This is a genomic window from Streptomyces sp. NPDC059874, from assembly GCF_042731135.1.
Lineage (GTDB): Bacteria > Actinomycetota > Actinomycetes > Streptomycetales > Streptomycetaceae > Streptomyces.
This window is the reverse complement of record NZ_JBHWJY010000058.1, coordinates 25,311-45,649: the sequence shown is the minus strand read 5'-3', so window position 1 is coordinate 45,649 and position 20,339 is coordinate 25,311. Positions and strand designations below refer to the sequence as shown.

General features: G+C 71.5%; 15 protein-coding genes. 8 read left to right on the top strand and 7 right to left on the bottom strand.

The window, feature by feature from the left end; all coding sequences use genetic code 11:
• Positions 1–22 precede the first annotated feature (22 nt).
• A complete protein-coding gene (locus tag ACFV9H_RS28185; RefSeq protein WP_385403445.1) occupies positions 23–2,194 on the top strand; it encodes a 3-hydroxyacyl-CoA dehydrogenase NAD-binding domain-containing protein in 2,172 nt (723 codons plus the stop codon).
• A gap of 64 nt (positions 2,195–2,258) precedes the next feature.
• Here ACFV9H_RS28185 and ACFV9H_RS28180 read toward each other — a convergent pair whose 3' ends face one another.
• From ACFV9H_RS28180 to ACFV9H_RS28165, 4 genes are all read right to left on the bottom strand, one after another.
• A complete protein-coding gene (locus ACFV9H_RS28180; protein WP_385403443.1) occupies positions 2,259–3,230 on the bottom strand; it encodes an antibiotic biosynthesis monooxygenase in 972 nt (323 codons plus the stop codon).
• Entirely contained in the window at positions 3,227–5,953 is a 2,727-nt protein-coding gene (locus ACFV9H_RS28175) for a molybdopterin-dependent oxidoreductase (RefSeq protein ID WP_385403440.1), read from the bottom strand. The genes ACFV9H_RS28180 and ACFV9H_RS28175 overlap by 4 nt, the downstream gene beginning before the upstream one ends.
• Entirely contained in the window at positions 5,950–6,777 is an 828-nt protein-coding gene (locus ACFV9H_RS28170; protein WP_385403437.1) for an FAD binding domain-containing protein, read from the bottom strand. Before ACFV9H_RS28170 ends, ACFV9H_RS28175 begins: the two co-directional genes overlap by 4 nt.
• Before the next feature lie 145 nt (positions 6,778–6,922).
• Entirely contained in the window at positions 6,923–7,585 is a 663-nt protein-coding gene (locus ACFV9H_RS28165) for a TetR/AcrR family transcriptional regulator (RefSeq protein ID WP_385403435.1), read from the bottom strand.
• Positions 7,586–7,657: 72 nt separating this feature from the next.
• Between ACFV9H_RS28165 and ACFV9H_RS28160 the strand changes: the two genes are divergently transcribed.
• Together ACFV9H_RS28160 and ACFV9H_RS28155 are read left to right on the top strand one after the other, a co-directional pair.
• Positions 7,658–8,446, top strand: coding sequence for an SDR family NAD(P)-dependent oxidoreductase (locus ACFV9H_RS28160; RefSeq protein WP_385403433.1), 789 nt, complete (start codon positions 7,658–7,660; stop codon positions 8,444–8,446).
• Positions 8,447–8,549: 103 nt separating this feature from the next.
• On the top strand, positions 8,550–8,879 hold the full coding sequence (locus ACFV9H_RS28155) for a hypothetical protein (protein WP_385403431.1): 330 nt from the start codon (positions 8,550–8,552) through the stop codon (positions 8,877–8,879).
• Between the two features lie 72 nt (positions 8,880–8,951).
• On the opposite strand, the gene ACFV9H_RS28150 is transcribed toward ACFV9H_RS28155, so the two are convergent.
• A complete protein-coding gene (locus tag ACFV9H_RS28150; RefSeq protein ID WP_385403428.1) occupies positions 8,952–9,689 on the bottom strand; it encodes a MerR family transcriptional regulator in 738 nt (245 codons plus the stop codon).
• Positions 9,690–9,774: 85 nt separating this feature from the next.
• Between ACFV9H_RS28150 and ACFV9H_RS28145 the strand changes: the two genes are divergently transcribed.
• On the top strand, positions 9,775–11,607 hold the full coding sequence (locus tag ACFV9H_RS28145) for an AMP-dependent synthetase/ligase (RefSeq protein ID WP_385403425.1): 1,833 nt from the start codon (positions 9,775–9,777) through the stop codon (positions 11,605–11,607).
• 143 nt (positions 11,608–11,750) lie between these two features.
• On the top strand, positions 11,751–12,383 hold the full coding sequence (locus ACFV9H_RS28140; protein WP_385403422.1) for a DUF2461 domain-containing protein: 633 nt from the start codon (positions 11,751–11,753) through the stop codon (positions 12,381–12,383).
• 73 nt (positions 12,384–12,456) lie between these two features.
• Here ACFV9H_RS28140 and sph read toward each other — a convergent pair whose 3' ends face one another.
• Positions 12,457–13,446: a sphingomyelin phosphodiesterase gene (gene sph / locus ACFV9H_RS28135; RefSeq protein ID WP_385403420.1), complete on the bottom strand. Its 990-nt coding sequence runs from the start codon at positions 13,444–13,446 to the stop codon at positions 12,457–12,459.
• A 131-nt stretch (positions 13,447–13,577) separates the two neighbouring features.
• Between sph and ACFV9H_RS28130 the strand changes: the two genes are divergently transcribed.
• Positions 13,578–14,474 (top strand): oxygenase MpaB family protein, encoded by an 897-nt coding sequence (locus tag ACFV9H_RS28130; RefSeq protein WP_385403417.1) that lies wholly within the window; start codon positions 13,578–13,580, stop codon positions 14,472–14,474.
• Positions 14,475–14,480: 6 nt separating this feature from the next.
• On the opposite strand, the gene ACFV9H_RS28125 is transcribed toward ACFV9H_RS28130, so the two are convergent.
• Positions 14,481–16,019 carry a M1 family metallopeptidase gene (locus tag ACFV9H_RS28125; protein WP_385403414.1) on the bottom strand — a complete coding sequence of 513 codons (1,539 nt, stop codon included), beginning with the start codon at positions 16,017–16,019 and terminating at the stop codon, positions 14,481–14,483.
• Positions 16,020–16,850: 831 nt separating this feature from the next.
• Here ACFV9H_RS28125 and ACFV9H_RS28120 point away from each other — a divergent pair.
• Positions 16,851–17,708, top strand: a complete 858-nt coding sequence (locus ACFV9H_RS28120) for a hypothetical protein (protein WP_385403411.1) — start codon at positions 16,851–16,853, stop codon at positions 17,706–17,708.
• A gap of 90 nt (positions 17,709–17,798) precedes the next feature.
• The gene (locus tag ACFV9H_RS28115; protein ID WP_385403408.1) at positions 17,799–20,240 is read left to right on the top strand and encodes a Tex family protein; all 2,442 of its coding nucleotides are present in this window, start codon (positions 17,799–17,801) and stop codon (positions 20,238–20,240) included.
• The last annotated feature ends 99 nt before the right edge of the window (positions 20,241–20,339 follow it).

The window sequence follows — 20,339 nt, the reverse complement described above, 5'->3', positions numbered from 1 at the left end:
CTCTCACACGGAAGTAGCGAACATGAGCGAGTCCACCACGATCCGCTGGGAACAGGACGAGACCGGCGTCGTCACCCTGATCCTCGACGACCCCGACCAGTCCGCGAACACGATGAACCAGGCCTTCAAGGACTCCATCGCGGCGATCGCCGACCGCGCCGAGGCCGAGAAGGACTCCATCCGCGGCATCATCTACACCTCCGCCAAGAAGACCTTCTTCGCGGGCGGCGACCTCAAGGACATGATCCGGCTGCGCCCCGAGCACGCGCAGCTGGCCTTCGACACCGGCACCGAGATCAAGAACTCGCTGCGCCGCATCGAGACCCTCGGCAAGCCCGTCGTCGCCGCGATCAACGGCACGGCCCTCGGCGGCGGTTACGAGATCTGCCTGGCCTCCCACCACCGCGTGGCCCTCGACGCGCCCGGCTCGAAGATCGGCCTGCCCGAGGTCACCCTCGGCCTGCTCCCGGCCGGCGGCGGCGTCACCCGCACCGTCCGCCTGATGGGCATCGCCGACGCGCTGCTCAAGGTGCTGCTCCAGGGCACCCAGTACAACCCGAAGCGCGCCCTGGAGAACGGCCTGGTGCACGAACTGGCCGCCACCCCCGAGGAGATGCTGGCCAAGGCCCGCGCCTTCATCGACGCCAACCCCGAGTCGAAGCAGCCGTGGGACGTACCCGGCTACAAGATCCCGGGCGGTACGCCGTCGAACCCGCGGTTCGCCGCCAACCTCCCGGCCTTCCCGGCCAACCTGAAGAAGCAGCTGAACGGGGCCCCGTACCCGGCTCCGCGCAACATCTTGGCCTGCGCCGTCGAAGGCGCCCAGGTGGACTTCGAGACGGCGCTGACCATCGAGGCCCGCTACTTCACCGAGCTGGTCACGGGGCAGACCGCCAAGAACATGATCCAGGCGTTCTTCTTCGACCTCCAGGCCGTCAACGCCGGCCGCAGCCGCCCGCAGGGCATCGCCCCGCGCAAGGTCACCAAGGTGGCCGTGCTCGGCGCCGGCATGATGGGCGCGGGCATCGCCTACTCCTGTGCCCGCGCGGGCATCGAGGTGGTCCTCAAGGACGTCACCGCCGAGGCCGCCGCCAAGGGCAAGGCGTACTCCGAGAAGCTGCTCGACAAGGCCGTCTCCCGCGGCCGTACCACCGAGGCCCAGCGCACCGAGCTGCTCGCCCGGATCACGCCGACCGCCGACGCCGCCGACCTGGCGGGCTGCGACGCCGTCATCGAGGCCGTCTTCGAGGACACCGCCCTCAAGCACAAGGTGTTCCAGGAGATCCAGGACGTCGTCGAACCGGACGCGCTGCTCTGCTCCAACACCTCCACGCTGCCCATCACGGGCCTCGCGGAAGGGGTTTCGCGGCCCGTCGACTTCATCGGGCTGCACTTCTTCTCGCCGGTCGACAAGATGCCGCTCGTCGAGATCATCAAGGGGGAGCAGACCGGCGACGAGGCCATCGCCCGCGCCTTCGACCTGGTCCGCCAGATCAACAAGACCCCGATCGTGGTCAACGACTCGCGCGGCTTCTTCACCTCGCGCGTCATCGGCCAGTTCATCAACGAGGGCGTGGCGATGGTCGGCGAGGGCATCGAGCCCGCCTCGATCGAGCAGGCCGCCGCCCAGGCCGGGTATCCGGCCAAGGTGCTCTCCCTGATGGACGAACTCACCCTCACCCTCCCGCGCAAGATCCGCAACGAGACGCGCAAGGCCTTCGAGGCCGAGGGCCGGGCGTGGGCCGTGCACCCCGCCGACACCGTCATCGACCGCATGGTCGACGAGTTCGGCCGCCCCGGCCGCAGCGGCGGCGCCGGCTTCTACGAGTACGACGAGAGCGGCAAGCGCGCCCGCATCTGGCCGGGCCTGCGCGAGCACTTCGCCAAGCCGGACGCCGAGATCCCGTTCGTCGACATGAAGGAGCGGATGCTCTTCTCGGAGGCACTGGACACCGTCCGCTGCCTCGACGAGGGCGTCCTCACCTCGATCGCCGACGCCAACATCGGCTCCGTCATGGGCATCGGCTTCCCGGCGTGGACCGGCGGCGTGATCCAGTACATCAACGGCTACGAGGGCGGCCTGCCGGGCTTCGTGGCCCGCGCCCGCGAACTCGCCGACCAGTACGGCGAGCGCTTCACCCCGCCCGCATCCCTGGTGGCCAAGGCCGAGCGCGGCGAGACGTACACCGACTAGCTCGGTGACGCGGAAGGCGGGCCGGGTTCCTTCCCGGCCCGTCTTCACCCGCCGTGGCAGCGGTTCAGGGCAGGGTCCAGAACTGCCGCGTCACGAGGTAGAAGACGACGGCCCAGAACCCGAGCGCCGCCGCGACGATGCCGAGGCCGACGAGGTTGGTGCGAACCGGCGGTGCGTCCGGTGCGGGCCACAACCACCGCCTGAGCAGCCGGTTCACGTAGTACGGCATCGTGAAGAAGCTCATGACGAAGCTCGACAACAGGTTGCCCACGAGCAGCCCGAGCCAGATCGGCCACTTCAGCGGAGACAGCGCGAGCGCGAGCAGCACGACGGTCGGGTAGAGGCCCACCCAGACCGCTATGGCGGTCTTGGTCTCCGACGGTGGCGGCGCTTCCCTGCCGTTCTCCTCGAAGGCGAACCAGCTGCCGAACGAGTTGTCGATCGTCCGCAGTTTGAAGTCGTTGAACCGCTCGCCTTCGGCGAGCATCTGCCGGCGTTTCTCCGACGTCAGCCAGGCGTCGAGGTGTTCGGCGTTGTCGTACCGGTACAGGGTGGTCCATTCGTCCTGGAGGCCTTCGATCGGGCGGAAGATCTCCGTGCCGCGGAAGCCCGGGAACTTGCCCTCCTCCTCGCTCATGTCGCGCTGCCACCGGAGGAAGTCGTCGACCTGGTCCGGGTGGACCCGGTGGGTCACCACCACGGTCACGAGCGGGTCCGTGGGCTGGGTGCCGCCGCTGATCACCTGCTGGGTCCCGGGACCGTCGAAGAACTTCTGTCCGATGTCGAGGAGCCGTTGCCGGGTCGCGCCGTTGATCCACGCCTGCAGATGGGCCACCGAGTCGAACCGGTAGACGACCACCCAGTCCGGTTGCAGGTCCGTCGGCGGGGAGACCTCGGCGCCCAGGTGTCCGGGGTACCGGGCGGCGGCGGCCGTGACCTCCTCCTGCCACTTCTCGTACTCCAGCTCCATGCCGGGCCGGACCCTGTGGCCGATGATGACGGTGGCCGCGGCGTCCGCCCGGTGCCCGGTGGTCATCGTCTCGGGCCAGGACGGGCCGACTGGCTCTCGGCCAGCCGGCTGTAGATCCGCTCCGGAGTGAGGGGCAGCTCGCGGTAGCGGACGCCCGTGGCATCGCGGAGCGCGTTCGCCAGCGCGGGCGCCACCGGGTTGACGCAGCACTCGGCCATCCCCTTCGAGTGCATGGCCCCGACGGAGTCGGCGGAGCCCACCAGGAGCAGGTCGGTGCGCGGGACGTCGGCATAGGTGGGGATCCGGTAGTTGCGCAGGTTCGGGTTGACCATGACCCCGTCCGCGTCGACCATGAAGTTCTCGGTCAGGGCGAATCCGATGCCCTGGGCGACACCCCCGTCCACCTGACCGCGGACCTGCTCGGGGTTGATGAGCACGCCGGCGTCGGCCGCGTGGACGCTGTAGAGGATACGGATCTCACCCGTCACCCGGTGGACGGCGATGCGGAACCCCTGGGTGTTGGAGGTGACGCTGCGGGGCGAGCCGTAGGCCTTGCGGGCCGCGGTGAACCGGATGCCGCGGGCCCGGGCCAGGGCGACGAGCTCGGCCAGGGGCACGCGGTCGTCCCCGCACATGACGTACTCGTCGTCCATCGAGCACATCACGACGTGGACGCCCGTTTCCGCGGCGGCGAACTCCAGGATGCGGTCGCGCACGGCGTTGGCCGCCCGCAGGACGGCGTTGCCCGCAACGAACAGTCCCGCGCTGGCGAAGGCGCCGGTGTCGAATCCCGTACGGTCGGTGTCCGACTGCACCAGGCGGATCCGCGACGGCGTCGTACCCAGCTGGTTGGCCGCGATCTGGACGTGCGCGGTCGACGTGCCCTCGCCGAACTCGACGGTGCCGATGGCGAGTTCGTAGACCAGGTCGTCGCCGAGCGTGACCCAGGCCTCGGAGATGTGCTCGGTCGGGGGCGCGGTCTCGTGCATGGAGCTCGCCACGCCGGTCCCCACCAGCCACCCGGGGCCGGGGGAGGGCTGGTCGGCCGTCCGGGCCAGCTCGCCGGCCACGAGGTCGATGCACTTGGCGAGTCCGTCCTCGTTGAACATCACGTCGTCGGGGCCGTCGTGCAACGCGATGAGCGAATCGCCCGGGCGCACGATGTTGCGGCGGCGCAGTTCGAGCGGATCCATGTGCAGGGCGAGGGCCAGTTCGTCCATCGCGCACTCCACGGCGAAGGCCGGCTGGGTCATTCCGTACCCGCGCAGGGCGCCGCTCGGAACGGTGTTCGTGTAGACGGAGTAGGCGTCGTACTTCTTGTTGGGGCAGCGGTAGAGCATGACGGCGGAGCCGCCCGCGTACAGGGTCTCCCCGCCGTGATTGCCGTAGGCGCCCGTATTGGACACGTTGCGGACCTGGAACGCCGTGAGCGTGCCGTCGTTCTTCGCGCCGAGCTTGACCGTCAGTTTCATCGGGTGCCGGGGCGAGGCCGTGGTGAACTCCTCCTCGCGCGTGAACTCGAAACAGACGGGCCGCCCGGTGTCCAGGGCGGCGAGGGCGACCAGGTCCTCGGAGATGACCTCCTGCTTGCCGCCGAAACCGCCGCCGACGCGCTTGCAGAACACGCGGAGCTGGTCGGGGCGCAGCGCGAACAGGTAGGCCAGTTTGACCTTCGCGATCGACGGCGACTGCGAACTGGTGCGCACGTTGAGCCGGCCGTCCTCCATCCAGGCGATCGAGCCGTGGGTCTCCAGGTGCGCGTGCTGCACGCGCGGCGAGGAGTAGGTGCCCTCGTGGATCACGTCGGCCGCCGCGAACCCCGCATCGACGTCGCCGATGTGCGAGTGGATCTCCACCAGGAGGTTGTGGACGGAGTCCCGGACGAACGGATCCTCCGAGTCGTGCAGTTGGGGCGCCCCGTCTGCCATGGCCTCCTCGGGGTCGAAGACCGCGGGCAGCACCTCGTACTCGACGACCAGCCTGCGGCAGCCCTCCTCCGCCGCCCCTACCGTTTCGGCGAGGACGACGGCGACGCGCTGGCCGGCGAAGCGGACGGTGTCGTCGAGGATGTAGGTGTCGTCCGGATCGACGAGGTGGTCGGTGTGGATGGCCGTGGTGAACCGCCTGCGCGGTACGTCCTGCCAGGTGTAGACGCGGTGCACGCCGGGGACCGCGAGCGCGGCGGTCTTGTCGATCGAGACGATCCGGGCGTGGGCGTGGGGCGAGTGCAGCACTTTGAGGTGCAGCATGCCTTCCATGTGGGTGTCCATCGTGAACTCGGCCCGACCGGTCACGACGTCCTCGGCCGCGGGCGCGCCGACGCTCGTTCCGACGGCCTTGCCCGGAGCGGCCGTCCGCACGTTGGCGACGCCCTTGACGGCGTCCTCGATTCCCCGATAGCCGGTGCAGCGGCAGAGGTTGCCCTTCAACGCGCGGGGCAGGTCCGCCTTCTGCGCCTCGGTGAAGGTCGCCGAGGTCATGATCATCCCTGCGGTGCAGAAACCGCACTGGAACCCGGGAGCGTCCCGGAACCGCTGTTGTACGGGATGCAGGTCGCCGGGCGATCCGAGACCCTCGATCGTGGTCACCTCATGGCCTTCCGCGCGGAAGGCCGGGGTGATGCAGCTGTGCACCGGAGTGCCGTCCAGCCATACGGTGCACGCACCGCAGTCGCCCGCGTCGCACCCCTTCTTGACGCCGAAGTGGCCGAGCGCGCGCAGGAAGGTGCGCAGGCACTGGCCGGGTTCCGGTTCCGCGTCGAAGCTCCGTCCGTTCACGAGGTAGGTCATGCCGGGCCCCCAGCGATGAGTTCACCGCGGATCTCTTCGGCGAAGTGCCGTGTCAGGTGGCGACGGTGGTCGGGAGACCCGTTGGGGTCGGCGAACCACACGTCGGCGGGGATGGCGTCGATGCTCTGCCGCAGCGTGAGGGCATCGGGCATGGTGTCGAAGGCGAACCGCACCGGCCGCGTGGTGCCCGCGGTGACGGTGAGCAGCAGATTGCCCGTTCCGGGCGTGTGCGTGCCGATGAGGAACACGGTCGAGCGCCCGAGGTGGGTCAGTGTGAAGCGGCGGTGCGCGGCACGTTTGCTCAGGGCGTGCGCCGGAATGTCGATCCGGCGGAGCACCTCCCCGGGCGCGAGGATGTTGCGGTTGTTCCCGGTCACGAAGTCGAGGGCGTCGACGGTGCGTACGGACCCGTCGGGGGCCCACAGTTCGTACCGTGCCTCCAGCGCGACCGTCAGCGTGATCATCGGGCCGGCCGGCAACGACATGCAGATGTTTCCGCCGACGGTCGCCGCGTTCCAGACCTTGAACGAGGACAGGAACGCCTCGCAGGCCGTCCGGATGAGGGGGCCCGCGGTCCAGTCGGCCGGCGGCGCGAAGGCGTACAGGTCGCGGATGGTGCACGTGGCGCCGATTTCGAGGCCGGCGTCACTCGGGACGAGGGGGTCCCAGGGCAGCGACGTCAGGTCGATCAGGCGGCGCAGGCCGGGCTGTTCGGCGGAGAACAGCCAGGTGCCGCCCGAGAGCCAGGCGTCCCCTTCGCGCCAGTCGGCGCCCGGCCGGTCGGCCGGCCGCCGGACGACTTCCGTGATGGTGTTGAGGTCCATGGGAATCGAGCTCCCTCACGGGGGCAATCGTGAACTGCCAGGGCCTGTCGTCACGTTGCCTTCGACGCCCGAACGGCGACCCCGCGGGGCGGACGGGTGACGACAGGCACCGGGGGGAGGGCCGGCCCGGCACGGACATTCCGTTTCAGCGTACCCAGGATGGGTCGGCCCCGCTCGGCGCGGGATCGACCGCGCCGAGGCCGGTGAGCAGGACGTCGAGGGCGAGCTCGGTCGCCTCGTCCAACGGGGTGTCGTCGAGCAGGGACCCGACGGCCAGGGCCGCGAGGCCGTGCAGCATGGAGAAGGCGACCTGGGCGAGCCGGGCCGGGTCTCCGGCTCGTACGACACCCTCCTGCTGGGCGACGGCGATCAGTTCGGCGGCGATCCCCAGGCTCTGGTGGCCGAGCTCGCGGAGTTCGGCGCTGGAGTGGTCGGCGTGCTTGGCCGTGAACATCAGGCTCAGCAGCGGGGCGTGCGCGACGGCGAAGTCGACGTACGCGCGGCCCATGCGGGCGAGCCGCGTGGCGACGGGTCCGGGCTCGCCCGCGGCGGCCCGGATGCGCTCGTTGAGCCGGGTGAAGCCGCCCACGGCGAGCGCGTCCAGCAGGGCCTGCCGGTCGCGGAAGTGGCGGCCCGGGGCGGCGTGGCTGACGCCCAGGTCCCGCGCGAGGGCGCGCAGGGAGAGGCTGTCCGCCCCCGACGTCGCGAGCACGGTCTCCGCGCGCGCCAGCAGGGCCTCTCTGAGATTGCCGTGGTGATAGGGCGCGTCGGCGTCGGCCAAGGCGGTCTCCTCCCTCGATGTTGTCATTGACAACAATGTTTGCTCTGTCTACATTCAGTGTCGACCATCAGCCGGAGTCCCGGAATGGAGCACCGACCCATGTCTATGACATACCGCGGCACCACAGCCCTGATCACCGGGGCGAGCGCCGGCCTCGGCGTCGAGTTCGCCCGGCAGTGGGCGGAGCGCGGGGCGGACGTCGTCCTCGTCGCCCGGCGCGTCGACCGGCTGGAGGAGCTCGCCGCGGACCTGGAGCGCCGGTACGGGGTCAAGGCCCGCCCGATCGCCGCGGACCTGGCCCGGCCCGGCGCCGCGGCGGCGCTGCGCGCGGAGCTCGACGCACTCGGCGTACCGGTCCACACGCTGGTCAACAACGCGGGCTTCGGCAGCCACGGCCCCTTCGCCGACGAGGACCCCGCCCGGATCAGCGAGATGATCCGGCTCAACGTGCTCGCGGTCACGGAACTGACCAGGGAGTTCCTGCCCGGCCTGACGGCCGACGGCCGAGGCGCCCTCGTCACCGTCGCCAGCGCGGCCGCCTTCCAGCCGACGCCCGCGATGGCGGTCTACGGCGCCACCAAGGCCTTCGCCCTGAACTTCACCGAGGCCATCGCCTACGAGACGCGCGCTTCCTCGCTGCGGGTGCTCGCCGTCTCGCCGGGGCCGGTCCGCACCGAGTTCTTCGACGTGGTCGGCAGCCGGGACGCCGCCGTGGGCCGGATGGCCACCCCCCAGCAGGTCGTCACCGCGACGCGCCGCGCACTGGAACGCGGCAAGACCCCGCCCAGCATCGTCGTCGGCCTCGGCAACCGGCTCTCCACGACGGCGTCCGCCCTGGTCCCCCGCCGCCTCGCCCTGACCGTGGCGGGGCGCGCCCTCAAGGCCTGACCCGGCCCGGAACTCGTCCGCGCGGGCGCACCTGCGCGACACTGGTACGTGGGCACCGCACACTGCCGGTGCCGTCCGGATCCCGGTGTGCGGGAGGCGCAGCATGGTCATCAGTCACCACATCGCCGCAGACACCCTGCACGTGAAGATCCTGCACGAGCTGGACGTCACGAATCGGTCCGCCGCGGCCCTGCAGATCGAGAACCTCGTCCACACGCACCGCCCCTCCCAGGTCGCGATCGAACTGCCGACCGACGCCCCTTCCCCCATGACCTTCAGCGCGTTGGCCCGCACCCACAGGATGTGCCAGAGCCTGGGCATTCCCCTCACCGCGACCGGCCCCGGCGAACAAGCAGCCCCACTCCTCCTCGGCCGGGGTGCCGGCGCGGACCTGCCCCATTGGCTGGAACACGGCGCACGCCACGGCCACTGACGGGCATCCCTTCCGTATGCGCCGTGCACCGGAGGACCGGGGCCGCCACGCCCCTGCTCCCGGCCCCGGTCGCTACGCGCCGGACTGCTCCCCGGAGACGAACGCCGCCCGCAGTTCCTCCTTCAACGACCGCTGGAAGGCCGTCACCAGGGCCTGCACCACCATCGGCTGCATGTGCGCGGACAGCGCCTTCATCGACTCCACCCGCTCCGGATCGCTCTCGCCCTCCGTGAACGGCCCCCACACCTCGTCCCGGAACAGCGCCGTCAGCTCGTGCGCCGCCGACCGGGTGTGCTCCATCAGCACCTTGCGCGCCGCCAGGATCGTCTCGTGCGCGATCGGTACGTCGAGCAGCGCGACCCCCAGCCGCAGCAGCCCCACGTCCACCCGGAACCCGTCGCCCGAGGCGGCCAGCACGTTCATCGCCGTCAGCCGCCGCACGTCGGTGTCCGACAGGCCCCGCCCGGCCCGCCTCTCCAGCTCCGCCCGCGAGACCTCCTGCGCCGCGTCCGGGGCCCAACTCGACACCATCGCCCGGTGGATCGCCAGATCGTGCGCGCTCAGATCGTCCGGCAGCGCCTCCAGATAGCGCTGGCAGGCCGACAGCGTCATCCCCTGGTGCTGGAGCTCTTCGATCAGGGCCAGCCGGGACAGGTGCTCCGGCCCGTAGTGGCCCACCCGACGAGGACCGATCACGGGAGGGGGCAAAAGCCCGCGCGTGCTGTAGAACCGTACGGTGCGCACGGTGACGCCCGCCCTGGCCGCCAGCTCGTCGACGGTGAGCATCGGCTCGGGTGCCTGGTCGGCCATCGTCTGCGCCTCGCTCTCTGCTCCACAGCTTGGGTTCAACAGTATTGCTGTCGCACCAACGATGTGAAACGGCCAGGAGCTGCCCATGACCACGAACCTGCGACTGCCCGGACGACCCGAAGAGATCACCTTCCCCGCCCTGCTGGCCCGCAACGCCGCCGAGTACGGGGAGCTGCCCGCCCTCTCGTGGCGCTCGGGCGACGACTGGGAGACCCTCACCTGGAGCGAGGTGCGCCGCAAGGTCGCCGTCCTCGCCTCCGGATACGCCGCCCTCGGGGTCGAGCGCGGCGAACACGTCCTGATGATGATGGGCAACCGGCCCGAGCACTGGCTCAGCGACCTCGCCCTCGTCCACCTCGGCGCCGTCCCCGTCACCGTGTACGGGACCTCCGCGCCCGAGCAGATCGCCCACATCGCCCGCCACAGCCGGGCCAGGGTCGCCGTCGTCGAAGGCGCCCGGGAGCTGGCCCGGTGGGAACCGCTGCTGGCCGACGACAGCGTGCCGCTGGAGCGCCTGGTCGTCGCCGAGGCCGCGGACGCGGGCCCGCACCACACCTACGGCTCCCTGCACGCGAGCGGCGCCCGGCGGGCCGTCACCGAGACCTTCGAGAAGGCCTGGCAGGAGACGGACCCCGAGGACGCGCTGACCGTCGTCTACACCTCCGGCACCACGGGCGACCCCAAGGGCGTCCGCCTCACCCACCGCAACCTCCTGCTCCAGGCGGTCCGCCTCGACCGGCACGTCGAACTGCCGGAGCACGCCGAGCACATCTGCTACCTGCCCTTCGCGCACATCGCCGAGCGGGTCCTCGGCATCTACCTGCCCCTGCTGCGGGCCTCCCACGTCCGGCTGTGCGCCGACCCGACCGCAGTGTCGGCCGCCGTCCGCGAGCTGCACCCGGTGCAGTTCTTCGGCGTGCCGCGGGTCTGGGAGAAGCTCGCCGCCTCCGTACGGGCCGTCCTCGCGCAGCTCCCCGAGGAGCAGCGCCATGCCATCGAGGCCGCCAACGACCTGGCCCGCGCCCGGGCCGGCCACCGGGAGCGCGGCGAAGAGGTCCCGGCCGCGCTCGAAGCCTCGTACGCCACCGCCAAGGAACAGGTCCTGGACCCGCTGCTGCGCCTCGCGGGCATGGACCGCCTCGTCTGGACGGCCAGCGCCACCGCGCCGATGCCCATCGACGTGGTGCGCTTCTGGGCCGGCTGGGGCATCACCATCATGGACGCCTGGGGGCTCACCGAGACCTCCGGCGTGTGCACGGTCAACAGCCCGGACGGCTTCCGGCTCGGCTCGGTGGGCCGGGCGATCGAGGGGCTGGAGCTGAGCCTCGCCGAGGACGGGGAGATCCTCACCCGCGGCGAGACCGTCTTCGCGGGCTATCTGCTGCCCGACGGATCGGTGGAGAGCGCCGCCGACACCGAGGGCTGGTTCCCGACCGGGGACGTCGGCCGGCTGGACGAGGACGGGTTCCTCTGGATCACCGACCGCAAGAAGGAACTGATCATCACCTCGAACGGCAAGAACGTCTCGCCGGCCCTGGTGGAGAACACCGTCAAGGAGCACCCGCTGATCGGCCAGGCCCTGGTGCACGGCGACGGCCGTTCCTACCTGGTCGCCCTGCTGGTCCTGGACCCGGAACTGGCCCCCGTGTGGGCCGCCGCCCGCGGCATCGAGGCGCCGTCGCCGGCCGAACTCGCCGGGCACCCGGCCGTCCGCGAGGAGATCGCCCGCGCGGTCGAGGCGGCCAACGAACGGCTGAACCGCACCGAGCAGATCAAGCGGTACCGGCTGCTCACCGAGGAGTGGGGCCCCGAGACGGGGGAGCTCACCCCCTCGCTGAAGCTCCGCCGCCGGGTGGTCCGTGAGAAGTACGGGGCCCTGATCGACGGTCTGTACGAGGAGCCGTACGAGGCTCCGTAACCCGAATGGCCCAGTCCGGTGGGCGTTGCGCCGCCCACCGGACAAGGGTGATGAAATGTCCATATTGGGTGCGACGCGGCCGACCGGGGCGCACCCCGTTCCCGCGGGCTGCGTGGCGTGGCCCGCCGGTGTCTACTGGCGTCATGGCTTTCTCCGGTTTCCCCCAGGAGGCGTTCGCCTTCTACGAGGCCCTGGCCGCGGACAACTCCAAGGGCTACTGGACCGCGCACAGGGAGACGTACGAGTCGGCCGTCCGCGAGCCGATCCAAGAGCTGTGCGCCGAGCTCGAAGCCGAGTTCGGCCCGGCGAAGATCTTCCGCCCGTACCGCGACGTCCGGTTCTCCACCGACAAATCGCCCTACAAGACCCAGCAGGGCGCGCACACTTCACAGGGCTACTACGTCGCGGTCGACGCCGACGGTCTCCTGGTCGCCGCCGGGCTCCACGGGCCCTCCGGCGAGCAGCTCGCCCGCTACCGAGCCGCCGTGGACGCCGACCGCCCCGGCACGGAACTGGCCGCCATCCTCGAAACCCTCCAGGGCGACGGGTTCGAGCTGGCGGGCGACCGGCTGAAGACCCGGCCGCGCGGCGTCGCGCAGGACCATCCCCGCCTCGACCTGCTCCGCTACCGCAGCATCTACGCCCACCGCGGCTGGCCCCCTGACGCCTGGGTCAGCACCCCCGAGGCCCTCGACCGCGTCCGCACGTCCTGGCGGGCCCTGCGCCCGTTCGCCGACTGGTGTGCCACGCACGCCGGCGCTCCCGGGGAGCCGTAGCGGGGGCGGGAAGGTCGCGGCGGGCCGGTGGGGGTGCGATCCGGCCGGGCCGGGTCGCACCCCCCTTTCCGGACTAGCGTCCGATCAGCGGGTAGTGGTCGGAGAGGTTGGTGTAGGTGTAGGAGGTGCCCCAGCTGGAGACCGTCCAGGGCGCCGACTGCTCCAGGACCACGTTGTTCTCCCAGCCTGCCGGACGGGCGTTGCCCTTGCGGTACAGCACGTAGTCCAGGTCCTCGCGCGGGTCGGTCGGGTAGCGGTACTTCGCGATCGAGTTCAGCGCGGTGTCGAAGGAGTACGGGTGACCCGTGCGGGTGTCGGAGCCCGCCAGGTCGGCGTTGGCGAGCATGGAGGCGAGCTCCGGCGTGCGCGAGTCGACGTTCATGTCGCCCGCGACGATGACCTGCTCGTTCGCCGGGATGTTCTTCCCGTCCAGGAACGCGTCTATCGAGCGGAACTGGCGGGCGCGCATCTCCGCCGCCTCGCCCGCGCCACAGCCCGGGTCGGTGGACTGGGCGTGGGTGCCGACCACGTGGACCTTGGTGCCGTTCACGTCCAGCACCACGTAGGCGAAGCCCTTGTTGGACCACCAGTCGGCGCCGCAGGCGTCCTTGTAGACGACCTGCTCCTTGCGGATGATCGGCCACTTGCTGAGGATCGTGACGCCGCCGTCCTCCGGGGTGGTCGAGGAGTACGCGCCGCCCGTGGCGTCCCAGCCGGTCTTGCTCCGGCCGACGACCGGGGTCTGGTACGGGTACTTGGCGGCCGAGTTGGCCTTCAGCGCGTCCGAGGCGGAGTTGTCGAAGGCCTCCTGGATCACGACCACGTCGTGCCCCTGGTAGAAGGAGGCCTTCGGGATCTCCGCGGCCCGGTGGTCCTGGCCCCAGTTCGGGTACAGGTTCTTGCTCATCAGGAACACGTTGTACGACAGGACGCTGAGCCGCGGCGTGGCGTTCGACTCCGCGGCCGTGGCGGCGGGCGCGGTGGTGGCGGCCAGGGCGCCGGCGGCGATCGCAGCGACGGCCGCGGCGGCGGCGCGGTTGCGCCGGTGGGAGGTGTGCGACATGGGCGTCTCCAATGATTCCTGCGGGGGAAGATCGGCTCCGCAATCCAAGCAGCCGCGGTTACCTCTGGGTAACACCCGTGCAGCGACTTTCTGTCCGGCCCGGGGACATCTGTCTCTCGCATACTTGTCACATGAGCAGAACGGCAGCACGCGCACCGCAGAACCGCCCCGCAGGAACCCGCACCGACCCCGAGCCGCCCCCGCCCGGCGGGGTGCTGTGGACCAACGCGGGGGACATCCGGTCCCTGCTGACGCTGCCCGCCGCCTTCACCCTGCAGGTCGCCCACCCGGCCGTCGGGGCCGGAGTCGACCAGTACTCGGTCTTCCGCACCGACCCGTGGGGCCGTGGCGAGCGCTCCCTGCGGTCCGTCCAGCTGTGGGTGTACGGCGGGGAGGAGGCGGCCGAGGAAGGCCGCCGGGTGCGCCGCGCGCACAAGGAGATCCAGGGCACCGACACCCGGGGGAGGCGGTACCACTCCCTCGACCCGGCCTGCTACGCCTGGGTGCACGCCACCGGCTTCCCCGTCGCCCTGTACGCCGGGCGCTACCTGTTCCGCCGCATCACCCCCGCCCAGGAGCGGCAGCTCTACCGGGAGTGGCTCCAGGTCGGCCGCATCCTGGGCCTGCGCGACCGGGACATGCCGCAGACCATCGAGGAGTACTGGACGTACTGGGCCCGGATGCTGGCCGAGGAGATCGAGCCCACCAAGGTCGCCCGCGAACTGGTCGCCACCGACGTACCATTGCCCCGGCCCGAGGGCGGCTCGCCCGCCGTGCGGCTGCTGCTGCGGCTCACCTGGCCGGCGCTGCGGGTGGCGTTCCTGCGCTTCCGCGCGTTCGTCACCGTCGGGTACATGCCGCCCGAGGCGCGCGCCGTGATCGGCCTGGAGTGGACCCCGGCCCAGGAACGCCGGCTGCGCCGGTTCAGCACGGCCGCGCGGATCCTCGTACCACTGCTGCCCGAGCGGCTCCGGTACCTGCCCATCGCGCGGGCGGCGCGCGCCCGATGGCGCGCCGCCGCCCGCTGACGGGACTCAGCGCCCGGCGTGTCCGCCGTGCTCGGCGTGCTCGTGGATCGTGTTCGTCTCCGCGATCTTCTTCCAGGACTTCGGCTCCGTCTTGGTGACCGGGGCCGAGAAGGAAGAACGGGCCGAAGCGCTCGGGGCCGTGGGATTCAGGGCCGAGGCGTCCGGCTTGCCCGGGGTGTACAGCCAGGTCTGGAAGAGCTGGGCGAGGGGCTGCCCGGAGACCTTCTCCGCGTACGAGACGAAGTCCGCCACCTTCGCGTTGCCGTAGGCCCGCTCGGTCGGCCAGCCCTTGAGGATCTCGAAGAACTTCTCGTCGCCGATGTGGTTGCGCAGCGCCTGCAAAGCGATGCCGCCACGGTCGTAGACGGCTCCGTGGAACTGGTTCTCCGGGCCCGGGTCACCCGGCTTGACCTGCCAGAACGGGTCCTCGGCCGGGCGGATGGAGTAGGCCCAGTCGGCGAGCTCCTGCGCGGTGCCCTCGCCCTCCTTCTCCGACCACAGCCACTGGCTGTAGCGGGCGAAGCCCTCGTTGATCCAGATGTCCTTCCAGCCCTCGACGGACACGCTGTCGCCGTACCACTGGTGGGCCAGCTCGTGCACGACCACCGAGACGTTGGCGCCGTTCTGGAACTGGCGCGGCCCGTAGAAGGGGCGCGTCTGCGTCTCCAGCGCGAAGCCGGCGGTCACGTTCGGCACGTAGCCGCCCAGCGCGTTGAAGGGGTACGGCCCGAAGACCCCCTCCAGCCATTCCGCGACCTCGCCGGTCCGCTCCACGCTCGCGCGCGCCGCGCCCGCGTTGTCGCCGAGGTCCTTGCTGTAGGCGTTGAGGATCGGCAGTCCGCTCGCCGTCTTGTCGGTGGTGATGTCGAACTTGCCGACGGCGAGAGTGGCGAGGTAGGTGGCCTGCGGCTTGTTGGAGCGCCAGTTGTAGCGGGTCCAGCCGAGTCGTGAAGTCTGCGACTGGAGCACGCCGTTACTGATGGCCTGGGTGCCGTCGGGGACGTTCACGGACACGTCGAAGGTGGCCTTGTCGAGCGGGTGGTCGTTGCTCGGGAACCACCAGACCGCGGAGTCGGGCTCCTGCGCCGCCACGCCGCCGTCGGGCGTGCGGTGCCAGGCCGTCCAGCCGTCCACCTTCAGCTCCGAGGGCTTCCCGGCGTACTTGACCACGACGGTGAGCGGCGTGTTGCGGGCGAGCGGCTTGGCCGGGGTGACCTCCAGCTCCTGGGCGCCGGACGCGGCGAACTTCGCCTTGACGCCGTTGACCCTGACCTCGCTGACCTGGAGCCCGAAGTCGAGGTTGAAGCGCGACAGGTCCTGCTTGGCGGTGGCGAGCAGGGTGGCGGTGCCCTCGAGCAGGTCGGTCTGCGGCTGGTACTTCAGCCGCAGGTCGTAGTGCGACACGTCGTATCCGCCGTTGCCGCTGGCCGGGTAGTAGGGATCGCCGATACCCGGGGCGCCCGGACCGTAACTCGCCGCCGACGCCGGGATCACCAGCAGCAGGGAAGCGGCGAGCACGCTCGGGGCGATGACTTTGCGGTGCACGAATGGCTCCAAGTGGTAGGGGAGACAGGTCGGTTCGGTTCTCGTGGTCCGACCGTATTCACGCGTGGCGCCTCAGGTCATGTCCATGGCCCCAGGTGTCACACGATCGCCATTCGGCCGTCACGCTCCGCTGAGCGGTGCGGTGACGTCTGCGACTCGGCCGGGCGCCGGGTCGGCCGGGCGCCGGCCACGGGTGGCCGGCCGCAGCGCCGTGGCCTGCGGCGCGGCCGCCGGATCCGAGCCCGCGGGTGCGTGAGCCCCCGGCCCCGCGGTGCTCGTCGGGGACCGGCCCGCCCATCCTGAGGCGCCACCCTGCCGGCCACGGATCGGCCGAATCCGGCCGGACGGATCACCGGCCCGGCCGCTCGGCTCGTGGGGCTCCGCCGCGCGCCTCCCGGCGGGGCTGGGGGTGTCCTCGGGGCGGGGTCTTGGCTGTGCGGGTTGGTCCGCGGTGTCCCTCCGAGGCGTCTCCTCGGCGTCGCGCACCGAGGCACCGCTTCGTGACGTGAGGGTGGTTGCGCGCTCCTCCTGCGGGGACGCCCCGGAGCGCCCCCGCTCCCCCCGCGCATGCCAATGCCCCGCCTCCTGGGCCGGGAAGGAATGGCTGGGGTGGGGACACGCCGGAGTGTCCCCGCAGGAGGCGCGCGCAACCACCCTCCCCTTCTCGCAGCAGGCTCAGTGCGCGACGACGAGGAGACACTCCGGCGGGGCACCACCCCAACAGACCGACCCCGCCCAGGGGGAAAACCTGGCCGGACCCCGCCCGGGAGGGCAGCGGCGCCCCGCCCGCGAGGGTTCCCGGCATACTGAGCAGTCGGTAACCTGGCGCGCATGACGCTTCCCCCGCTCGCCGCCCGGCACTGTTGGCACGGAGCCATCAATCCGCTGCACTCCACGGTCTACTTCTCGCCGGACACCGCCAAGGAGTTCGCCGCCCTCGGGATCACCGACCCCGTCGCCGTCAACCTCGCCCACCGGTCCGCCGCCATGGGAGCCGTCGGCGCCGGCGCCGTGACGGCCGCCTTCTACAACTACCGGCACGACCTCGTGGCCCGGCACCTGCCCGCCGTCTGGGACGTCGCCACCCCCGAAGAGGTCCTCGCCGCCCGGCTGCGGACCGCCGACGCCACCCTGCGCCGGCTCCTCGGCACCGAGACCATCGAGTCGCCCGAGCTCGCAGAGGCCGCCGACCTGGCGATACGCGCGAGCGAGGGCTGTACCCGGCACGCCCGCGTCCTCTACGCGGCCCACGCCGACCTCCCCGTCCCCGAGCAGCCGCACCTGCGGCTCTGGCACGCCACCACTCTGCTGCGCGAGCACCGCGGCGACGGCCACCTCGCCGCCCTGCTCCTCGCGGACCTGGACCCGCTGGAGGCCCTGGTCAGCCACACCGCCACCGGCAAGGGCATGAGCCCCAAGTGGCTCAAGCGCATCCGCGGCTGGGAGCAGGCCGACCTGGACGCCGCCGCAGACCGGCTGCGCGCACGCGGCGTGCTCGACGCCGACGGGGCGCTCACCGAGCAGGGCGCCGCCCTGCGCGAGCGGCTGGAATCCGAAACCGACCGCCTCGACGTCGCCCCGTACGAACACCTCGGCGCGGCCGGCCTGGCCCGCCTCGCCGAGCTCGGCGGAGCCATCGTGCACAAGGCCATGGCCGCCGGAGCCTTCCCCCGGGACCTTCGCGGCTGACGGACGGCGGCAGGGCTCCCGCCGTCCGTCACCGCCACCTGCCACAATTGGCAGCCTTCCAGTGCAAACGAAGGCAGGCGGGACCCGATCGTGACGACGTCCATCGAAGGCAGGATCGCCGAGGAGCTCGGCGTACGGGAGCGGCAGGTCAAGGCCGCGGTGGAGCTGCTCGACGGCGGCTCCACCGTGCCGTTCATCGCGCGCTACCGCAAGGAAGCGACCGAGATGCTCGACGACGCCCAGCTGCGCACCCTCGAAGAGCGGCTGCGGTATCTGCGCGAGCTGGAGGACAGGCGCGCGGCGATCCTGGACTCCGTACGGGAGCAGGGCAAGCTCGACGCCGAGCTGGAGGCGCGGATCAACGCGGCCGACACCAAGGCCCGGCTGGAGGACATCTACCTCCCGTTCAAGCCCAAGCGGCGCACCAAGGCGCAGATCGCCCGCGAGGCCGGTCTGGAGCCGCTCGCCGAAGGGCTGCTGGCCGACCCGTCGGTGGAACCGGCCGCCGCGGCCGCCGCGTTCGTCGACGCCGACAAGGGCGTCGCCGACCCGGCCGCCGCCCTGGAGGGCGCCCGCGCCATCCTCACCGAGAAGTTCGCCGAGGACGCCGACCTCATCGGCGAACTGCGCGAGCGCATGTGGGGCCGCGGCCGGCTCGCCGCCAAGGTCCGCGAGGGCAAGGAGGAGGCGGGCGCCAAGTTCGCCGACTACTTCGACTTCACCGAGCCGTTCACCGCACTGCCCTCGCACCGCGTCCTGGCGATGCTGCGCGGCGAGAAGGAGGACGTCCTCACCCTGGAGCTTGAGCCGGAGGCCCGCGAAGACGCGGCGACCCCCGGCCCGTCCACCTACGAGGGCCTGATCGCCCGCCGCTTCGGCGTCGCCGACCGCGCCCGCCCTGGCGACAAGTGGCTCGCGGACACGGTCCGTTGGGCCTGGCGTACGAAGATCCAGGTGCACCTCGGCATCGACCTGCGGACGCGGCTGCGCGCCGCCGCCGAGGACGAGGCCGTACGGGTCTTCGCCTCCAACCTGCGCGACCTGCTGCTGGCGGCCCCCGCCGGCACCCGCGCCACCCTCGGGCTCGACCCGGGCTTCCGCACCGGCGTGAAGGTCGCCGTCGTCGACGCCACCGGCAAGGTCGTGGCCACCGACGTGATCTACCCGCACGTGCCCGCCAACAAGTGGGACGAGTCCCTCGCCAAGCTGGCCCGCCTCGCGAAGGAACACGCGGTCGAGCTGGTCGCCATCGGCAACGGCACGGCCTCCCGCGAGACCGACAAGCTCGCCGGGGACCTCATCACCCGCCACCCCGAGCTGGGGCTCACCAAGGTGATGGTCTCGGAGGCGGGCGCCTCCGTGTACTCGGCCTCCGCCTTCGCCTCGCAGGAACTGCCCGGCATGGACGTGTCCCTGCGCGGCGCGGTCTCCATCGCCCGCCGCCTCCAGGACCCCCTCGCCGAGCTGGTCAAGATCGACCCGAAGTCGATCGGCGTCGGCCAGTACCAGCACGACCTGTCCGAGGTGAAGCTGTCCCGCTCCCTCGACGCGGTCGTCGAAGACTGCGTGAACGGCGTCGGCGTGGACGTCAACACCGCCTCCGCCCCGCTGCTTTCGCGGGTGTCGGGCATCAGCGGCGGACTCGCCGAGAACATCGTCGCCCACCGCGACGCCAACGGCCCCTTCCGCAGCCGCAAGGGCCTCAAGGACGTGGCCCGCCTCGGCCCCAAGGCGTACGAGCAGTGCGCCGGCTTCCTCCGCATCCGCGGCGGGGACGACCCGCTGGACGCCTCCGCCGTGCACCCCGAGGCCTACCCGGTGGTCAGGTCCATGGGCAAGACCGCGGGCGGCGAGGTGGCGGCCCTGATCGGCAACACCTCCGTACTGCGCTCCCTGCGCCCCGAGCAGTTCGTCACCGAGGCCTTCGGTCTGCCCACGGTCACCGACATCCTGCGCGAGCTGGAGAAGCCGGGCCGGGACCCGCGCCCCGCCTTCAAGACGGCCACCTTCAAGGAAGGCGTGGAGAAGATCGGGGACCTGGCGCCCGGGATGATCCTGGAGGGCGTCGTCACCAACGTGGCCGCCTTCGGCGCCTTCATCGACATCGGCGTCCACCAGGACGGCCTGGCGCACGTCTCGGCCCTGTCGAAGACCTTCGTCAAGGACCCGCGGGACGTGGTCAAGCCGGGCGACATCGTCCGCGTGAAGGTCATGGACGTGGACATCCCGCGCAAGCGGATCTCGCTGACGCTGCGGCTGGAGGACGAGACCGACCGCCCGGCGGCCGGCGCCCCGAGGCAGGAACGACAGGAGCGGCAGGACCGCCGGTCCGGCGGCCGCCCGCCGCAGCAGCGCGGCGGTGGCGATGGCGGCCAGGGCCGGCGCGGTGGCGGTCAGGGTCAGGGCCAGGGCCAGCGCGGTCAGGGTCAGCGGCAGGGCGGCGCCCCGGCCCCGGCCCCCGCCAACAGCGCGATGGCCGACGCCCTGCGTCGCGCCGGTCTCACCGGCCCGGAGGAGCGCCGCAAGCGGTAGGCGGTGTCCCGCGTGGACAGGCATGCGGAATGGCCGAATACGGTCCCCACCAGGGGAGTTGTGTTGCCAATGGCCGTAGAAAATATGTAGGCATGGTGG